Origin of the sequence: Pseudomonas sp. KT_2_4, from assembly GCF_041410225.1 — a bacterium.
GTDB classification, from domain to species: Bacteria; Pseudomonadota; Gammaproteobacteria; order Pseudomonadales; family Pseudomonadaceae; genus Aquipseudomonas; species Aquipseudomonas paracarnis.
The window spans coordinates 3,495,862-3,513,340 of the sequence record NZ_CP166962.1 but is presented as its reverse complement, the minus strand read 5'-3'; the positions used below and the strand labels follow the sequence as shown (position 1 = coordinate 3,513,340).

Here is a 17,479-nt window from a genome sequence, read left to right as displayed (position 1 = left end):
CGCTCCGCGTCCCGCTGTGCCAAAAGGTGACGCAGAGCGCCACGGGATATATTCCCACGCAGAGCGTGGGAACGATCAGCGCTTGGGCAGATAGGCCGGCAAATAAAGCCCCACATACGCGTCAAACACCCGCATCCCTTCCTCCGCCATGCGCGGCGTAATCAGCCCATGCTGATGCACCGAACGCGCGTACACGCGGTCGCTCAACTCCAATGCCAGGGCAAACACGTCCACATCGCTCGGTAGCGTTGGCACTTCAAAGTGGCGATTGAACACCGCCAGCATCAAGTCGCCCAATTCCAGATCATGCTGGCGGTCGGCCTGGGTCACTTCGGCCAACCCGTGCTGAGCGAGGATCAACTGGCGCGCCGCGGCATCGTTGCTGTAGATGCTGAGCATGCGTTGTTCAACGATGTAGGACAGGTCGCGCCAATGCTTGAGCGATTCATGCTCGATGGGCGCCTGGATGGCGGCGCGAAAGGCTGCGTGAACGTCAGCGGTCAACGCCTCCAGCAACGCCGGCACACTGGCGAAAAAGTGGTACACCGATGACGGTGGTATCTGTGCTCGTTCGGCCACGCTGTAGATCGACAAACTGGCCACACCTCCGGCGGCCAGCAAGGTGCGGGCGGCGTCGAGGATCGCATCGATCCGGGCCTGGCTGCGGGCGCGGGGTTTGCGAGGGGCGGCGGGGCGGGTGGTCATGGATGTCTCCTACAAGGCAGCGGGCATTGTATGAGCAGGAAGGTGTGTTGTCTGCCAGGCCGCTATCGCAGCGATGCGGCGACCCGACAAGCCAGCTCCCACAATGGAACGCATTTGAAGGTTGGAACGCGATCAAATGTGGGAGCTGGCTTGCCTGCGATGAGGCGAACCCGGTTTCCAAAATAAACCCATAAAAAAACGCCACTGACCAAAATCAGCGGCGTTCTTTTATTGCAGCAACCGCTTACACGGTATGCAGGTACCAGTTGTACTCAAGGTCGGAGATGGAGTGTTCAAACTCCTCCAGCTCACTTTCCTTGCAGGCGACGAAGATATCGATGTATTTAGGATCGATGTACTTGGCCATTACCTCGCTGTCGTCCAACTCACGCAGGGCATCGCGCAGGTTATTCGGCAGGCTCTGCTCGTTCTGCTCGTAGCTGTTGCCTTCCACCGGAGCGTTCGGCTCGATCTTGTTGGTCAGGCCGTGGTGCACGCCCGCCAATACCGAGGCCATCAGCAGGTAAGGGTTGGCATCGGCGCCAGCCACACGGTGTTCGATACGCACGGCATCGGACGAGCCAGTGGGTACGCGAATCGCCACGGTGCGGTTATCCAGGCCCCAGCACGGCGAGTTCGGCACGTAGAACTGTGCGCCGAAACGACGGTAGGAGTTGACGTTGGGGCACAGGAACGCCATCTGGGCGGGCAGGGTCTCCAGCACACCGCCGATCGCGTGACGCAATGCGGCGTTCTGCTCGGGATCCTCGCTGGCAAAGATGTTCTTGCCGTCCTTGTCCAGAATGGAGATGTGCACGTGCAAACCGTTGCCTGCCTGGCCTGGGTAAGGCTTGGCCATGAAGGTGGTGTCCATCTCATGGTCGTAGGCGATGTTCTTGATCAGGCGCTTGAGCAGTACCGCGTAATCACAGGCCTTGATCGGGTCGGCAACGTGGTGCAGGTTCACTTCGAACTGCGCCGGGGCACTTTCCTTGACGATGGCGTCCGCCGGGATGCCTTGCTCCTTGGCACCTTCCAGAATGTCCTGGAGGCAGTCGACGTATTCGTCGAGGTCGTCGATCAGGTAGACCTGTGTCGAGTGCGGGCGTTTGCCGGAGATCGGTGAGCGGGGCGGTTGTGGCCGGCCGTTCACGTTCTCCTGGTCGATCAGGTAGAACTCAAGCTCGAAGGCGGCGCAGATGGTCAGACCGAGGTCGTCAAACTTGGTAACAACTTGGCGGAGCACTTCGCGCGGATCGGCGAAGAAAGGTTCACCTTCAAGTTCGTGCATGGTCATCAGCAGTTGCGCGGTAGGGCGCTTTTGCCAGGGTTCATTGCACAGGGTGTCGGGGATTGGATAACAGATTCGGTCAGCATCACCGATGTCCAGGCCCAGGCCGGTGCTTTCCACCGTAGAGCCGTTGATATCCAGGGCAAATAAAGAGGCAGGCAGGTTAATGCCCTTCTCGTAAACCTTGTGGAGGCTGGTGCGTTCGATGCGCTTACCGCGCACCACACCATTCATATCCGCAATTAGAAGGTCTACGTACAGAACCTCAGGATGATCCTTAAGGAACGCGTTCGCTTCGTTAAGCTGAACGGCACGCGGGGGTACCGACATGATGCAACACCTTTGTTGTTAAAAATATCAATCATTGATCTTTTCTGGTTTCAGTCAACCCGAACGGCCTGCCGAAGTCAAGCGAGGCATTTTTTGCCCTAAAAAAGCGCCATGGAGCCTTTTTTGCGGGGTTTTGGGGCGGTTTTTTGGGTTTTAGGGGCTTGGGACCTGCAGGCTTGAGCGGGCCGTGTAGGATTTTTTACGGGGGTGTTGTGTAAAAAAATGAACAAGGCTAAGCTCGATTCAAACCCATAACAGCAATAATACCGGGGTGCTTCATGTTTCACCTGCCGCCAATCGGCGTCTGCGCCTGCTCCAGCCAGGCTTTGTCCGCAGCTCGTTCGCCCCGTGTGAATGCCCAGGCACCGGCCAATATTCTTGACGGCCCGGCCGATCTCCTTTTTGCCATCTCCGACGCCACTGAGCGACCCTCATCCGCCGTGCCGATCATAATTGCGCACAACTTTGGCCTGAGGAATGCAACCTGCGGGCAAATGGCAGGTAAGCTCCTACCCTGAATGAAAAAACGACGCGGATGCTGCGTCAACCAACGCCTGGCCTTTAATGGATGCCAGGAAACCCAGCCCAGAGGCATTTATGAGTAACAACCTCGACCAGCTCACCGATTGGTTGAAAGACCACAAGATCACAGAAGTCGAATGCATGATTGGCGACCTCACCGGCATTACCCGGGGCAAGATCTCGCCGACCAACAAGTTCATTGCCGAAAAAGGCATGCGCCTGCCCGAGAGCGTTCTGTTGCAGACCGTGACCGGCGATTATGTCGAAGACGACATCTATTACGAATTGCTCGACCCGGCCGACATCGACATGATCTGCCGCCCCGACCAGAACGCGGTATTCCTGGTGCCCTGGGCCATCGAACCGACCGCCCAGGTGATCCACGACACCTACGACAAGCAAGGCAACCCGATCGAGCTGTCGCCGCGCAACGTGCTCAAGAAAGTCCTCAAGCTCTACTCCGACCGCGGCTGGCAGCCCATCGTGGCGCCGGAGATGGAGTTCTACCTGACCAAGCGCTGCGAAGACCCGGACTTCCCGCTGCAACCGCCGATTGGCCGCTCCGGCCGCCCGGAAACCGGTCGCCAGTCCTTTTCTATAGAAGCAGCCAACGAATTCGACCCGCTGTTCGAAGACGTCTACGACTGGTGCGAACTGCAGGAGCTGGACCTCGACACCCTGATCCACGAGGACGGCACCGCGCAGATGGAAATCAACTTCCGTCACGGCGATGCCCTGTCCCTGGCCGACCAGATCCTGGTGTTCAAGCGCACCATGCGTGAAGCCGCGCTCAAGCACGACGTGGCCGCCACCTTCATGGCCAAGCCCATGACCGGCGAGCCCGGCAGCGCGATGCACCTGCACCAGAGCATCATCGACATTGCCACCGGCAAGAACGTCTTCTCCAATGAAGACGGGACCATGAGCCAGCTGTTCCTCAACCACATCGGCGGCCTGCAGAAGTTCATCCCTGAATTGCTGCCTTTATTCGCCCCCAACGTGAACTCGTTCCGCCGCTTCCTGCCCGATACCTCGGCGCCGGTGAACGTGGAATGGGGCGAAGAAAACCGCACCGTCGGCCTGCGCGTACCGGATGCCGGCCCGCAGAACCGCCGCGTGGAAAACCGCCTGCCGGGCGCCGACGCCAACCCGTACCTGGCGATTGCCGCCAGCCTGTTGTGCGGCTACATCGGCATGGTCGAAGGCCATAACCCGAGCGCGCCGGTGGTGGGCCGTGGTTATGAGCGGCGCAACCTGCGCCTGCCGTTGACCATCGAAGACGCTCTGGAACGCATGGAAAACAGCAAGACCATCGAGAAATACCTGGGGCAAAAATTCATCACGGGCTACGTCGCGGTCAAGCGGGCCGAGCATGAAAACTTCAAGCGCGTGATCAGTTCGTGGGAGCGGGAATTCCTGCTCTTCGCCGTCTGATGCGCCGGGCGCGCCTTTTAAATGGCGCGCCTTCACTGAAAAGTCTAGGAGATTGGTATGTCCAGCAACAACCCGCAAACCCGTGAATGGCAAGCCTTGAGCAATGATCACCACCTGGCGCCGTTCAGCGACTTCAAGCAATTGAAAGAGAAAGGCCCAAGGATCATCACCAAAGCCCACGGCGTTTACCTGTGGGACAGCGAAGGCAACAAGATCCTCGACGGCATGGCCGGCCTGTGGTGCGTGGCGATCGGTTACGGTCGCGATGAACTGGCCGATGCCGCCGCCAAGCAGATGAAAGAACTGCCGTACTACAACCTGTTCTTCCAGACCGCACACCCGCCGGTATTGGAGTTGGCCAAGGTCATTTCCGATGTCGCGCCGGCAGGCATGAATCACGTGTTCTTCACCGGCTCCGGCTCCGAAGGCAACGACACCATGTTGCGCATGGTCCGCCACTACTGGGCGATCAAGGGCCAGCCCAACAAGAAAACCATCATTGCCCGCAAGAATGGCTACCACGGCTCTACCGTGGCCGGCGCCAGCCTGGGCGGCATGACCTATATGCACGAGCAGGGCGACTTGCCGATCCCGGGCATTACCCACATCGCGCAGCCGTACTGGTTTGGCGAAGGCGGCGACATGAGCCCCGAAGAATTCGGTGTGTGGGCCGCAAACCAGTTGGAAGAGAAAATCCTGGAGCTGGGCGTGGACAACGTCGGCGCCTTTATTGCCGAGCCGATCCAGGGCGCCGGTGGCGTGATCGTGCCGCCTGCCACGTACTGGCCGCGCATCAAGGAAATCCTCGCCAAGTACGACATCCTGTTTGTCGCCGACGAAGTAATCTGCGGCTTCGGCCGTACCGGTGAGTGGTTCGGTAGCGATTTCTACGACCTCAAGCCGCACATGATGACCATCGCCAAGGGCCTGACCTCGGGCTACGTGCCCATGGGCGGCCTGATCGTGCGTGACGAAGTGGTGGCGGTGCTCAACGAAGGGGGCGATTTCAACCACGGCTTTACCTACTCCGGCCACCCGGTGGCCGCGGCCGTGGCGCTGGAAAACATCCGCATCCTGCGCGATGAAAAAATCGTTAACCGTGTGCACGACGAAACGGCACCGTATTTGCAGAAACGTCTGAGGGAACTGGGCGATCATCCGCTGGTGGGTGAAGTACGCGGCGTCGGTATGCTCGGTGCGATCGAGCTGGTGCAGGACAAGGCGACGCGCAAGCGTCACGAAGGCAAAGGCGCCGGCATGATCTGCCGAACCTTCTGCTTTGAAAATGGCCTGATCATGCGCGCCGTGGGCGACACCATGATCATTTCGCCGCCACTGGTCATCAGCAAGGCTGAAATCGACGAGCTGGTCACCAAGGCCCGCCATTGCCTGGACCTGACTTTGGCTGCCTTGCAGGGCTAAGTGCTAGGCTCAGTGCGCGGTGCACTGGGCAGTTAAAAATGCAGGGGCTTTGGTTGAAAGCCGGCCCCTGAACTTGCCAGACTGTCGCCCTGTTTTGTTGCCCTTCGGTTGGGCCGTAAAACATACAACGCTTGTGGCCCAAAAAAGAAAAAATTGGAGCATCACCAAATGAAGGCATTAGGTTTGAAGAACGCTGGCAAGACTCTCCTCGCCTTGTCCCTGATGGGCGCAATGGCGGGCGCGGCCCAGGCAGACAATAAAGTGCTGCACGTTTACAACTGGTCCGACTACATTGCACCGGACACCATCGCCAACTTTGAAAAAGAGTCGGGCATCAAAGTGGTGTACGACGTTTTTGACAGCAACGAAACCCTGGAAGCCAAGTTGCTGGCAGGCAAGTCCGGCTACGACATCGTCGTGCCGTCGAACAGCTTCCTCGCCAAGCAGATCAAGGCCGGTGTCTACCAGGAGCTGGACAAGTCCAAGCTGTCCAACTACGGCAACCTGAACAAATCCCTGCTCAAGGCTGTATCGGTCAGCGACCCGGACAACAAGCACGCCTTCCCGTACATGTGGGGCTCGATGGGCATCGGCTACAACCCGGAGAAGGTCAAGGCCGCACTGGGCGTGGACAAGATCGACTCGTGGGACGTACTGATGAAGCCGGAAAACATCGCCAAGCTGAAAAGCTGCGGCGTGAGCTTCCTCGATTCGCCAACCGAAATGCTGCCGGTAGCGCTGCATTACCTGGGCCTGCCGACCGACACGACGAAGAAGGCTGATCTGAAACAGGCCGAAGACCTGTTCATGAAAATCCGTCCTTCGATCGGCTACTTCCATTCATCCAAGTACATCTCCGACCTGGCCAACGGCAACATCTGCGTGGCTGTGGGCTACTCGGGTGACATCGAACAGGCCAAAACCCGTGCGGCTGAAGCCGGTGGCAAGGTCAAGATCGCCTATGACATTCCCAAGGAAGGTGCTGGCAGCTTCTTCGACATGGTCGCCATTCCCAAGGATGCCGAAAACGTCGAGGCTGCCTACGCATTCATGAACTACCTGCTCAAGCCAGACGTCATGGCCGCGATCACCAACAGTGTGCGTTTCCCGAACGGTAACGAGAAAGCCACTGCCCTGGTCGATAAAGACATCACCAGCGACCCGGGTATTTATCCGTCGGCCGAAGTGCAATCCAAGCTCTACGCCATTGCCGACATGCCAGCGGCAACTCAGCGTGAAATGACCCGTAGCTGGACCAAGATCAAATCGGGCAAGTAAGCCTTAAAACCTGTGGGAGGGGGCTTGCCCCCGATGACGGAGTGTCAGTCGGCGATTCTCTCGGATGGTACATCGCCATCGGGGGCAAGCCCCCTCCCACAAATTAGATCAAAGAAAGTTTTGCCGGATCGGTTTATCGACGGTAAGTTGCGCGCCGGTTTTGTTGCCGGGCAACAACTTCAAGGCCCCAACTATTCAAGAGGACCTCCACTTGCCAATTTCTTTATTTCGCAAAGCCATGCTGGTGGGTGCAGGTATCACGCTGGCTGCCAGCGTACAGGCCGCACCGACGGTGCATATTTATAACTGGTCGGACTACATCGGCCCCGACACCCTGGCCAACTTCGAAAAGGCCAGTGGTATCAAGCCTGTGTATGACGTGTTTGACTCCAACGAAACCCTGGAAGGCAAGTTGCTCGCCGGGCGCACCGGCTACGACGTGGTGGTGCCGTCCAACCATTTCCTTGGCAAGCAGATCAAGGCCGGGGCATTCCAGAAGCTCGACAAGTCACTGCTGACAAACTACGCCAACCTCGACCCGGTGCTGCTCAAGCGCCTGGAAAAGAACGACCCGGGCAATCAGTACGCGGTGCCGTACCTGTGGGGCACCAATGGCATTGGCTACAACGTCGACAAGGTCAAGGAAGTGCTGGGGGTCGACAAGATCGACTCCTGGGCCGTGTTGTTCGAACCGGAAAACATGAAGAAGTTGGCCACTTGCGGCGTGTCGTTCATGGACTCGGCCGATGAAATGCTGCCCGCAGTACTCAACTACATGGGCCTGGACCCCAACAGCACCAACCCGGCCGACTACAAGAAAGCCGAGGAAAAACTGCTGAAGGTGCGGCCCTACGTGACCTACTTCCATTCCTCCAAATACATCTCGGACCTGGCCAACGGCAACATCTGCGTGGCGGCCGGTTTCTCCGGCGATGTGTTCCAGGCCAAGGCCCGTGCGGCGGAGGCGGGCAAAGGCGTGAACATCGCCTACACGATTCCCAAAGAAGGCGGCAACCTGTGGTTCGACGTGCTGGCGATTCCCAAGGATGCCAGCAACGTCAAGGAAGCCCATGCCTTCATCAACTATTTGCTGCAGCCTGAGGTGATCGCTCAGGTCAGCGATCAAGTCGGTTACGCCAACCCTAACCCAGGGGCGGACAAACTGATGGAGCAATCGATACGCACCGACGCAGCGGTTTACCCACCGCAGGCGGTTCTCGAGCGGACATTCGTCAACTTTGAGCTACCCCCGAAAGTGCAGCGTTTAATGACCCGTAGCTGGACCAAGGTCAAGACGGGCAAGTAAGGCTAAAACTATCCAAGGCTGGCCCGCATTGGGCCGGCTGCACAGTTTTTTTTGGGAGTTTCGTAAATGGCAGTTGCCTCCGGCGCCTATAAGAAAGCCCTCGAGGGCGACCAGACACCGAAAAAGGTGTTGGTCAAAATCGACCGGGTCACGAAGAAGTTCGACGAGACGATTGCCGTGGACGATGTGTCCCTGGAAATCAAGAAAGGCGAGATCTTCGCCTTGCTCGGCGGTTCGGGTTCGGGCAAATCCACCTTGCTGCGCATGCTTGCAGGTTTCGAGCGCCCAACCGAAGGTCGCATCTACCTCGACGGTGTGGACATCACCGACATGCCGCCCTACGAGCGGCCGATCAACATGATGTTCCAGTCCTACGCCTTGTTCCCGCACATGACCGTGGCGCAGAACATCGCCTTCGGCCTGCAACAGGACAAGATCCCCAAGGCTGAAGTCGACGCACGCGTGGCCGAGATGCTCAAGCTGGTGCAGATGAGCCAGTACGCCAAGCGCAAGCCGCACCAATTGTCCGGCGGCCAGCGCCAGCGTGTGGCCTTGGCCCGCTCCCTGGCCAAGCGCCCGAAACTGCTGCTGCTCGATGAGCCGATGGGCGCCCTGGACAAGAAGCTGCGCTCGCAGATGCAACTGGAGTTGGTGGAAATCATCGAGCGCGTCGGCGTGACCTGCGTGATGGTGACCCACGACCAGGAAGAAGCCATGACCATGGCCGAACGCATCGCGATCATGCACCTGGGCTGGATCGCCCAGATCGGCAGCCCCATCGATATCTACGAAACGCCCACCAGCCGCCTGGTGTGCGAGTTCATTGGCAACGTCAACATTTTCGACACCCAAGTGGTGGACGACGCTGAAGGCCACGCGGTGCTCAAGTGCCCGGACCTGGACCGCGACATCTACGTGGGCTACGGCATCGCCACCTCGGTGGAAGACAAGTCGGTGACCTACGCGATTCGCCCGGAAAAGCTGCTGGTGACCACTGAAATGCCAACCTGCGAGCACAACTGGTCCAGCGGCAAGGTGCACGACATCGCCTACCTGGGCGGCCACTCGGTGTTCTACGTGGAGCTGCCGAGCGGCAAGCTGGTGCAGTCTTTCGTCGCCAACGCCGAACGCCGTGGCCAGCGCCCAACCTGGGGTGACCAGGTGTACGTGTGGTGGGAAGACGACAGCGGCGTGGTACTTCGCTCATGAACATGAAGAAATTCAAGCGGCGCTTGGATCGCATCGTGCCCAATGGCAAGCAGGTGGTCATCGGAATTCCTTTCCTCTGGCTGTTCCTGTTTTTCGCACTGCCGTTTTTCATCGTGCTGAAAATCAGCTTTGCCGAAGCCGATGTGGCGATCCCGCCCTATACCGAGATCTATACCTACGTTGAGCAAAAGCTGGAGGTGGTGCTGAACCTGGCCAACTACAGCTTGCTGGCGGGCGACGAGTTGTACATCGCCGCCTACCTGGGCTCGCTGAAGATGGCGTTTTTCAGCACGCTGCTGTGCCTGCTGATCGGCTACCCGATGGCCTACGCCATTGCCACCGCGCGCAAAGAGATGCAGACCGTGCTGGTGCTGCTGATCATGATGCCCACCTGGACCGCGATCCTGATCCGGGTGTATGCGTGGATGGGCATCCTCAGCAACAACGGCCTGCTCAATGGCTTCCTGATGTCCATGGGCTTGATCAACGAGCCGCTGCAGATCCTCAACACCAACATCGCGGTGTACATCGGCGTGGTCTATTCGTACCTGCCGTTCATGATCCTGCCCCTGTACGCCAACCTGGTGAAGCACGACCAGAGCCTGCTGGAAGCCGCTTCGGACCTCGGTTCGAGCACCTTCAACAGCTTCTGGAAAATCACCGTGCCGCTGTCCAAGAACGGCATCATCGCCGGTTGCATGCTGGTGTTTATCCCGGTGGTGGGCGAGTTCGTGATTCCTGAACTGCTCGGCGGCCCGGAAACCCTGATGATCGGTAAGGTGTTGTGGCAAGAGTTCTTCAACAACCGTGACTGGCCGGTGGCGTCTGCCCTGGCGGTGGTGATGCTGGCGATCCTGATCGTGCCGATCATCCTGTTCAACCGCAGCCAAGCCAAAGAGCTGGAGGGCAAGATATGAAGCGCTTTCGTTTCTCCAGCTTCATGCTGGTCGCAGGCTTGTTGTTTATCTACCTGCCAATGTTGATCCTGGTGATCTACTCGTTCAACGAATCCAAGCTGGTGACAGTGTGGGGCGGTTGGTCGATCAAGTGGTACGTGGGCCTGTTGGACAACACCCAGTTGATGGGCTCGGTGGCCCGCTCCCTGGAAATCGCCTGCTACACGGCGGTGGCGGCGGTGGCGTTGGGTACCTTGGCGGCCTTCGTGCTGACGCGCATCAGCCAGTTCAAGGGCCGCACGCTGTTCGGTGGCCTGGTGACGGCACCGTTGGTGATGCCCGAAGTGATCACCGGTCTGTCGCTGTTGCTGCTATTCGTGGCCATGGCGCAGATGATCGGCTGGCCCCAGGAACGTGGCATCGTCACCATCTGGATCGCCCACACCACCTTCTGTGCGGCGTATGTGGCGGTGGTGGTGTCGGCGCGCTTGCGTGAGCTGGACCTGTCGATCGAAGAGGCGGCGATGGACTTGGGCGCACGGCCGTGGAAGGTGTTCTTCCTGATCACCATCCCGATGATCGCGCCATCGCTGGCAGCGGGCGGCATGATGTCGTTCGCGCTATCGCTGGACGACCTGGTACTGGCCAGCTTCGTGTCGGGCCCTGGTTCCACCACCTTGCCGATGGAAGTGTTCTCGGCGGTGCGTCTGGGGGTTAAACCCGAGATCAACGCCGTGGCGAGCCTGATTCTGTTGGCGGTGTCGCTGGTGACCTTCCTGGTGTGGTTCTTCAGCCGTCGGGCCGAAGAGCATCGCAAGAAGGCTATTCAGCAAGCGATTGAAGAAGCCGCAGCGGATGGCTGGCAGCAGCCGGACAAGCGCCGGGCGCCAGCGCCGGTCTGACTGCCGGAGCAGGGTGAAAATGTGGGAGCTGGCTTGCCTGCGATGGCGGTGTATCAGTCACTTATAAGGTGCTGACTCACCGTCATCGCAGGCAAGCCAGCTCCCACAGTAGTTTTGCGGGGCTTATAACATCGGGTTTCAGTCAGCCCACGGCGACGTGCGGATCACCTGCACAAAATTCATCGGCGTGAACCCCGGCTCCTGGTCCACCAGCACGTCGGTCTTAACATTGCCAAACGTGGTCTGCGGGCGATGGCGCAAGCCGTCGGCGAACGCGCAGATGATGCACTCCTTGAACCCTTCACCCCGTGGATGCGCGTGCACCACCGCTTCGCGCTGCGCGCTGCTGAACGCGGCGTAGTCCATGCCCAGCACATCCATCTCCACACCAGCGGTCACCAGCGCTACGGTGGGACGCAAGTGTTTCGGCACGCCCGGCGTGGTGTGCAGTGCGATGGACAACCACACTTGTTCGATATCGTCATCGCTCAACCCATAGGGCTTGAGAAATGCGGCGGCGGCGTTGGCGCCGTCCACTTCAAAACGCTCGTCGTCACTGCGGTGGCCTTCCACCAGCCCCAGGTCATGGAACATCGCGCCGACGTAGAGCAACTCCGGGTCGTAGGCCAATTGCTTGCGCTCACCGCTCAAGGCGCCGAACAGGAAGACGCGGCGCGAATGGTGGTAGAGCAGGTCCGATTCGACGTCGCGGATGTATTCGGTGGTGGCCCTGGCCAAGGTGCTGTCAGGGATCTGGATACCGGCTATGGTGGTGCTCATGGTGGATCTCCTCTGGAAAGATTCCAGTCTGGTCCCATGACCCTGAAGCGGCTATCGCCACAGGGAGGCGATCCCGGCCAATGTGCCGCCACATCGTGCCAAGCATGTAGGCGATCCCCTGTGGGAGCTGGCTTGCCTGCGATAGCATCACCTCGGTGTACCTGAGGTACCGAGTCGTCTGCATCGCAGGCAAGCCAGCTCCCACAAGGGGGTCGCGTTTATCCAGTTGGAAAAAGGTGTTTGTGACCATGGGCAAAACCGTCGCCATCCTGATCTTCCCCGGTGTCCAGTCGCTGGACGTGACCGGGCCGATGGATGTGTTCTGCGAGGCCAACCGCTTCCTGGCGCCCGAGGATCACTATCGGCTGGAAGTACTCGGCTTTGGCCACGGCGCCATGGCGGCCTCCAACGGTTTGTCACTGCAGGCGCACAAGCACTACAGCGAAGCCCGGCAACCCTATGACCTGTTGCTGGTCGCCGGTGGCCCGCAGTTACCCTTCGAGGATTTCGGCTTCGAGTTTGACGCTTGGCTGCGCGCGGCCGCCGCGAAGGCGCAGCGTTTTGGTTCGATCTGCAATGGCGCCTTCATGCTGGCCCGTGCAGGCTTGCTGGACGGCAAGACCGTCACGACCCATTGGAACGATGCCGCCAGCCTGGCGCGCCTGTGCCCCTCGGCCCAGGTCGAAGCCGACCGTCTCTATGTGCAGGACGGCAAGCTCTACACCTCCGCCGGGGTCACGGCAGGTATCGACCTGTCGTTGTACTTGCTGGCCCAGGATCACGGCCCGGAAGTGGCCCTGAGCGTGGCCAAGCGCCTGGTGGTGTTCACCCAGCGCTCGGGCGGGCAATCGCAGTTCAGCCCGTTCCTCACGCCCCATGCCGAAACCACCTCGGCGGTGGCGCTGGTGCAGCTGTACGTGCTGGCCAACCTGACGGGAGACTTGACCATTGCCGACCTGGCCAAGGCGGCCAATATGAGTGCGCGCAATTTCTCCCGGGTGTTTGCCCGTGAAGCGCGGATTACGCCAGCGGAATTTGTCGAGAGGGCGCGCGTGGATGCAGCGCGGGTGATGCTTGAAAGCAGCCACGCACCGCTTAAGACCGTGGCCTATCAATGCGGCTTTCGCGACGCCCAGCACATGCGCAGTGTGTTCAACCGCCGGCTGGGCGTCACGCCGCAACAGTTCAGGCTTAACTTTGCAGCGCCGGTTTGAGCGTGCGTGATCGTTCCCACGCTCTGCCTGGTAACGCCTCTTGGGACGCTCTGCGTCCCGATTCTAAGGGCGGACGCGGAGCGTCCATGGCTGCATTCCCACGCGGAGCGTGGGAACGATCATCGGGCGGGCAGCAGTTTCAAGGTGCCGCGGGTATTGGCCGTCACTTCCTCCTCACTGAAATGCGCCTGCTCATACCTGCCCTCGATATAGCTCTGCGCCTGGTCGCCATAGTGCGTATCAAAAGGCACACCGCTTTGCCCCACCGGGTTGATGGTGAGGGCGTGGGCCGGGTCGGCGAAGTCGATCAGGCGTCGTGTCGACGGGCCGTAGGTTACCGGCCACGGTGCTGGGCCAATCGGAGAGGTCTGGTTGTTCGGAACCTCATGGCTGCCCGGTGCCGGGAACGGGCCGACGTTGAAGATTTTATCCAGCGGTTTTTGCAGGCCCAGCGGGTGACCGTGGGTCAGGGTGTGCGCCTTGCCCCACTGCCACTGCGCCGGGTCATCGCCGAACGTCGCCTTGAGGTGGGTCAGGCTGTTGTCCCAGGCGAGCTTGACGGTGTCGGCCCGATTGCCGTTCCACCAGGGTGAGTCTGCCGATGCGGCCAGGCGTGGCAAGGCGGCGTCGATCACGCGGGTGCCGAGCAGGGTCTTGAACAAGGCATCGCCGAGTTTGGGGTGAAAGGTCGCGTCGCTAAGGTTGAACAGCAACTGGTTGAACAGCGTGGCACTGGTGGAGTCCAGCGGGTAGTCACCCTTCCAGTTGGCAAGCTGTTCCACCAGTTTGAGTTGCGCCGGGTCCTTGACCACCTCGCGCAGCACCGGCAACAGCGGCGCCAGCAGGCGTGGGCCGTAGGCGGTGGTGGTGCCCAGTTGCAGGGCCTGGCTGTTGGTCACATCCCACTTCACGCTTGTGTCGCTCAACTGCGCGTTCAACTGCTGGCCGCGGTCAGCCAGGTTGTAATAGCCGGGAATCGGCATGCCGGTGGGCGATGCCGGCTGGGCATTGGCGGACACCACATAGCCGCGCGACGGATTTTCTTCCTGGGGGTTGGCACTGAAGGGGTAGAAACCCAGCTTGTCGGCCTGGGTAGTACTGCCGTCGAGGATGAACGCAGGGTTAACGCCGGCCGGGCGGATCGGCAACTGCGCCGCTGCCCACCAACCGATATCGCCCTTGGCATTGGCCCACACGATGTTCAGGCCCGGTGCCGAGACCTTGGCGGCTGCGGCACGTGCCTTGGCCAGGGTGTCGGCACGGTTGAGCTGGTAGAAACCATCCAGGATCGGGTTTTCACTGTCGAGGAACGCCCACCACATGGCAATCGGTGTGCTGCCGGCGTTCTCACCGAGCACGTCGTTGATGATCGGGCCGTGGGGCGAGCGGCGCAGGGTGAGGGTCACCGGCGCCTGGCCCTTGACCTGGATCTGCTGCTCGCTGCTGCTCATGTCCAGCCATTGGCCGTGATACCAGACCTGGTTGGGGTTGTCCGGGTTGACCTTCTCGGCGACCAGGTCGAGGTCGTCGTTCTGGAACATGGTCAGGCTCCAGCCGAAGTCCAGGTTGTGCCCCAGAAACGCCACCGGTACCAGCGCGTTGTGGTAGCCGTACAACTCGAAGCCTGGCGCCGACAGCTGCGCCTCGTACCAGACCGAAGGCACCGAGAAACGGATATGAGGGTCACCCGCCAGCAACGGTTTGCCGCTTTGGGTATGGCTGCCGCTGACGGCCCAGGCATTGCTGCCTTCGAACTGCGGCAGGCCGTTGTCGGCCAGGGCCTGTTCGCTCAGGGCGGCGATGGCGCCAAGGGTCTGCCAATCGCTGGCGGCCAGGTTGAGAGCGCCCTTGGGTTGCCAGTCGAGATCGAAGACGTTCAAGTAGGCGCTGCCCAGTCGGTCGCGCACATAGGTCAGTACCGGCTCGGTGCGAAAGGCTGCGGCAAAGCTGTAGGCCATGTACCCGGCGACGCTGATGCTGTCTTCGGCGGTAAACGGGCGCTTGGCGATGCCCAGCACATCGAACTCCATGGGGCTGGCGTGGCTGTCCTGATACTGGTTGATCCCGTCCAGGTAGGCTTGCAGGGCCTTGGACGAGGCCGAGTCAGGGTCCATGTGCTCCACATAGCTCAAGGCACGCTCGCGAATGCGCAGGCTGCGAAACAGTTTGTCGGTCTCCAGCAGCTTGGGCCCCAGTACCTCGGCCAGTTCGCCACGGGCCAGGCGCCGCATGATCTCCATCTGGAACAACCGGTCCTGGGCATGCACATAGCCCAAGGCGCGGTACAGATCGGCCTCATTCTCGGCGCGGATGTGCGGTACGCCACGGTCGTCGTAGCGCACCGTGACCGAACCTTGCAGGTGCGCCAGCGTCACCGTGCCCTGGCGCGTGGGTTGTTTGCTGTAGACGTACCAACCGGCGCCCAGGGCGACCAGCACAATCAGCACCGCAAAAACCTGCAGGACGCGCTTCATGAACATTCCTTACCAAAGTGGACGGGCTACAGATCCTTAGGCCACGAACAATAGCAGCCTACCGCGAGGGTGTGAGTGGCATTCACTTCGCGTCCGGTTCCAAGCGCCTTGAGGATCGGCTCGATAAAACTGTTGCTGGCGTTGCACGTCAGGCCTTCGCTGTAGGGGCCGAAATACGCCAGCTTGCCGGTGCGATCCCAAATGCCCACGGCCGGGCTGGCGGGGATCTGGTCCGCGCCGGGGAGGGCATCGAGGACTTTCATGTGGCGCAGGTTCTCGGGCAACTGGCCGTGGCTGCCGGGTTTTTGCAGGGCATAGAACTCCACCCCTTGGGGCGCGTACTGCTCGATCAACTCGCCCAGGTGCTGCTGGTTACCGACATTGCACGGGCAGGCCGGGTCCCAGAAGTGCACCAGGCGAATCGGGCCCGGGCCACTGAGGGCGGCGGGCAGTTGCAGCGCATCGCCGGAAAATACCGCGGTGTGTTCGCTGAAGGCACGCAGGTAGCGGCCTTGGAACCAGTCATAGGCCGCCCACAGCACCCCGGCGCAGATAACCAGGATCAGGCTGGCGAACAGGGCGTTACGGTAGGGCGGTCGCATTGGATGTATCCTCACAGGTCGCGTAGCTTGCCATGCTTGTCCTGACAGATGAATATCGCAGCTCGATATTCATCTTCACCGCAAGTCTGGAAGCCTTTATGCCCGTCACCTTTGACCCTGATCATCTGCGCGAAAGCTTGCGCCCCCTGGTGGATGCGCAGCCGCTGTCAGCCGAGGCGAGGGTTTACCAGCGTTTCTACGGGCTCGACCTGGCCGCACGCCAGGTGCCGGCGGTGAGCCGCCTGGGGCGCTTGCAGGTGGATGGGTTCGAGGTGGTGGCCCAGGTCTGGTGGCCGCCAGCGCCGGTCGCGACCATGTTCCTGTTCCACGGTTTCTACGATCACATGGGGCTGTATCGCCATGTGGTGGATTGGGCGTTGGACCAGGGCTTCGTGGTGATCGCCTGCGACCTGCCGGGCCATGGCTTGTCCAGCGGCGTGCGCGCCAGCATCGATGACTTTGCGGTGTACCAGAGCGTGGTGCAGGCCTTGTTCGTCGAGGCCAAGGCGCTGCAATTGCCGCAACCCTGGCACCTGTTCGGGCAAAGCACCGGCGGCGCCATCGTGGTGGACCATCTGCTCCACCACGGCGCCCAGAGTCCGGCCCAGGGCAAGACTTTCCTGCTGTCGCCTTTGGTGCGGCCGCGTGCCTGGGGTTGGTCCCAGGTCAGCTATTACCTGCTGCGCCCGTTCGTCAAAGGCATCGCCCGGCGTTTCAGCGATAACTCCAACGACCCTGCGTTCAAGCCGTTCCTGGAAGCCGACCCGCTACAGCCTCGCCAGCTGCCTACCGCCTGGGTGGGGTCGCTGGCGCGCTGGATCAAACGCATCGAAGCCGCACCACGCAGCCCCCGGCGCCCGGTGATCGTGCAGGGTGAGGAAGATATGACGGTGGACTGGCAGCACAATTTGCAGGTGTTGCGAGGTAAGTTCGACCGGCCTGAGGTGTTGATGCTCAAGCGGGGTCGGCATCACTTGGCCAATGAAATTCCGCAGATTCGCGAAGCATATTTTAACTTCCTCACGGATCACCTGAAATAACGCGGTTCAAATGTGGGAGCTGGCTTGCCTGCGATAGCGGTGTCACTGACAGATCGCAATCGCAGGCCAGCTCC

General features: G+C 60.4%; 14 protein-coding genes. 9 read left to right on the top strand and 5 right to left on the bottom strand.

Going from position 1 to position 17,479, the window contains the following annotated elements; translation table 11 throughout:
• Window positions 1-75: 75 nt before the first annotated feature.
• Both AB9N64_RS16315 and AB9N64_RS16310 read right to left on the bottom strand, forming a co-directional pair.
• Window positions 76-705, bottom strand: a complete 630-nt coding sequence (locus tag AB9N64_RS16315) for a TetR/AcrR family transcriptional regulator (protein ID WP_371359526.1) — start codon at window positions 703-705, stop codon at window positions 76-78.
• 244 nt (window positions 706-949) lie between these two features.
• Window positions 950-2,326: a glutamine synthetase family protein gene (locus AB9N64_RS16310; protein WP_003195252.1), complete on the bottom strand. Its 1,377-nt coding sequence runs from the start codon at window positions 2,324-2,326 to the stop codon at window positions 950-952.
• A gap of 597 nt (window positions 2,327-2,923) precedes the next feature.
• On the opposite strand from AB9N64_RS16310, the gene AB9N64_RS16305 reads away from it, so the two are divergent.
• The 7 genes from AB9N64_RS16305 (at window position 2,924) to AB9N64_RS16275 (ending at window position 11,295) form a co-directional block, all read left to right on the top strand.
• Window positions 2,924-4,282, top strand: coding sequence for a glutamine synthetase family protein (locus AB9N64_RS16305; RefSeq protein ID WP_003195249.1), 1,359 nt, complete (start codon window positions 2,924-2,926; stop codon window positions 4,280-4,282).
• Window positions 4,283-4,339: 57 nt separating this feature from the next.
• Window positions 4,340-5,704 (top strand): aspartate aminotransferase family protein, encoded by a 1,365-nt coding sequence (locus AB9N64_RS16300; RefSeq protein WP_014720386.1) that lies wholly within the window; start codon window positions 4,340-4,342, stop codon window positions 5,702-5,704.
• 183 nt (window positions 5,705-5,887) lie between these two features.
• Complete coding sequence (locus tag AB9N64_RS16295; RefSeq protein WP_019817783.1) at window positions 5,888-6,982, top strand: polyamine ABC transporter substrate-binding protein; 1,095 nt, start codon at window positions 5,888-5,890, stop codon at window positions 6,980-6,982.
• Between the two features lie 211 nt (window positions 6,983-7,193).
• Entirely contained in the window at window positions 7,194-8,288 is a 1,095-nt protein-coding gene (locus AB9N64_RS16290; protein ID WP_014720384.1) for a polyamine ABC transporter substrate-binding protein, read from the top strand.
• Between the two features lie 66 nt (window positions 8,289-8,354).
• Entirely contained in the window at window positions 8,355-9,497 is a 1,143-nt protein-coding gene (locus tag AB9N64_RS16285; RefSeq protein ID WP_003195240.1) for an ABC transporter ATP-binding protein, read from the top strand.
• Complete coding sequence (locus tag AB9N64_RS16280; RefSeq protein ID WP_003195238.1) at window positions 9,494-10,414, top strand: ABC transporter permease subunit; 921 nt, start codon at window positions 9,494-9,496, stop codon at window positions 10,412-10,414. The genes AB9N64_RS16285 and AB9N64_RS16280 overlap by 4 nt, the downstream gene beginning before the upstream one ends.
• A complete protein-coding gene (locus tag AB9N64_RS16275; RefSeq protein ID WP_003195236.1) occupies window positions 10,411-11,295 on the top strand; it encodes an ABC transporter permease subunit in 885 nt (294 codons plus the stop codon). The genes AB9N64_RS16280 and AB9N64_RS16275 overlap by 4 nt, the downstream gene beginning before the upstream one ends.
• A 138-nt stretch (window positions 11,296-11,433) precedes the next feature.
• On the opposite strand, the gene AB9N64_RS16270 is transcribed toward AB9N64_RS16275, so the two are convergent.
• Window positions 11,434-12,075, bottom strand: coding sequence for an HD domain-containing protein (locus AB9N64_RS16270; protein WP_060766858.1), 642 nt, complete (start codon window positions 12,073-12,075; stop codon window positions 11,434-11,436).
• Window positions 12,076-12,323: 248 nt separating this feature from the next.
• On the opposite strand from AB9N64_RS16270, the gene AB9N64_RS16265 reads away from it, so the two are divergent.
• Window positions 12,324-13,289, top strand: coding sequence for a GlxA family transcriptional regulator (locus tag AB9N64_RS16265; RefSeq protein WP_014720381.1), 966 nt, complete (start codon window positions 12,324-12,326; stop codon window positions 13,287-13,289).
• 119 nt (window positions 13,290-13,408) lie between these two features.
• Here AB9N64_RS16265 and AB9N64_RS16260 read toward each other — a convergent pair whose 3' ends face one another.
• Window positions 13,409-15,763 (bottom strand): penicillin acylase family protein, encoded by a 2,355-nt coding sequence (locus AB9N64_RS16260; protein WP_102665877.1) that lies wholly within the window; start codon window positions 15,761-15,763, stop codon window positions 13,409-13,411.
• A 26-nt stretch (window positions 15,764-15,789) separates the two neighbouring features.
• A complete protein-coding gene (locus AB9N64_RS16255; RefSeq protein ID WP_020301831.1) occupies window positions 15,790-16,365 on the bottom strand; it encodes a DUF6436 domain-containing protein in 576 nt (191 codons plus the stop codon).
• 98 nt (window positions 16,366-16,463) lie between these two features.
• Here AB9N64_RS16255 and AB9N64_RS16250 point away from each other — a divergent pair, with 98 nt between their 5' ends.
• Complete coding sequence (locus tag AB9N64_RS16250) at window positions 16,464-17,405, top strand: alpha/beta hydrolase (RefSeq protein ID WP_014720378.1); 942 nt, start codon at window positions 16,464-16,466, stop codon at window positions 17,403-17,405.
• Window positions 17,406-17,479 lie beyond the last annotated feature (74 nt).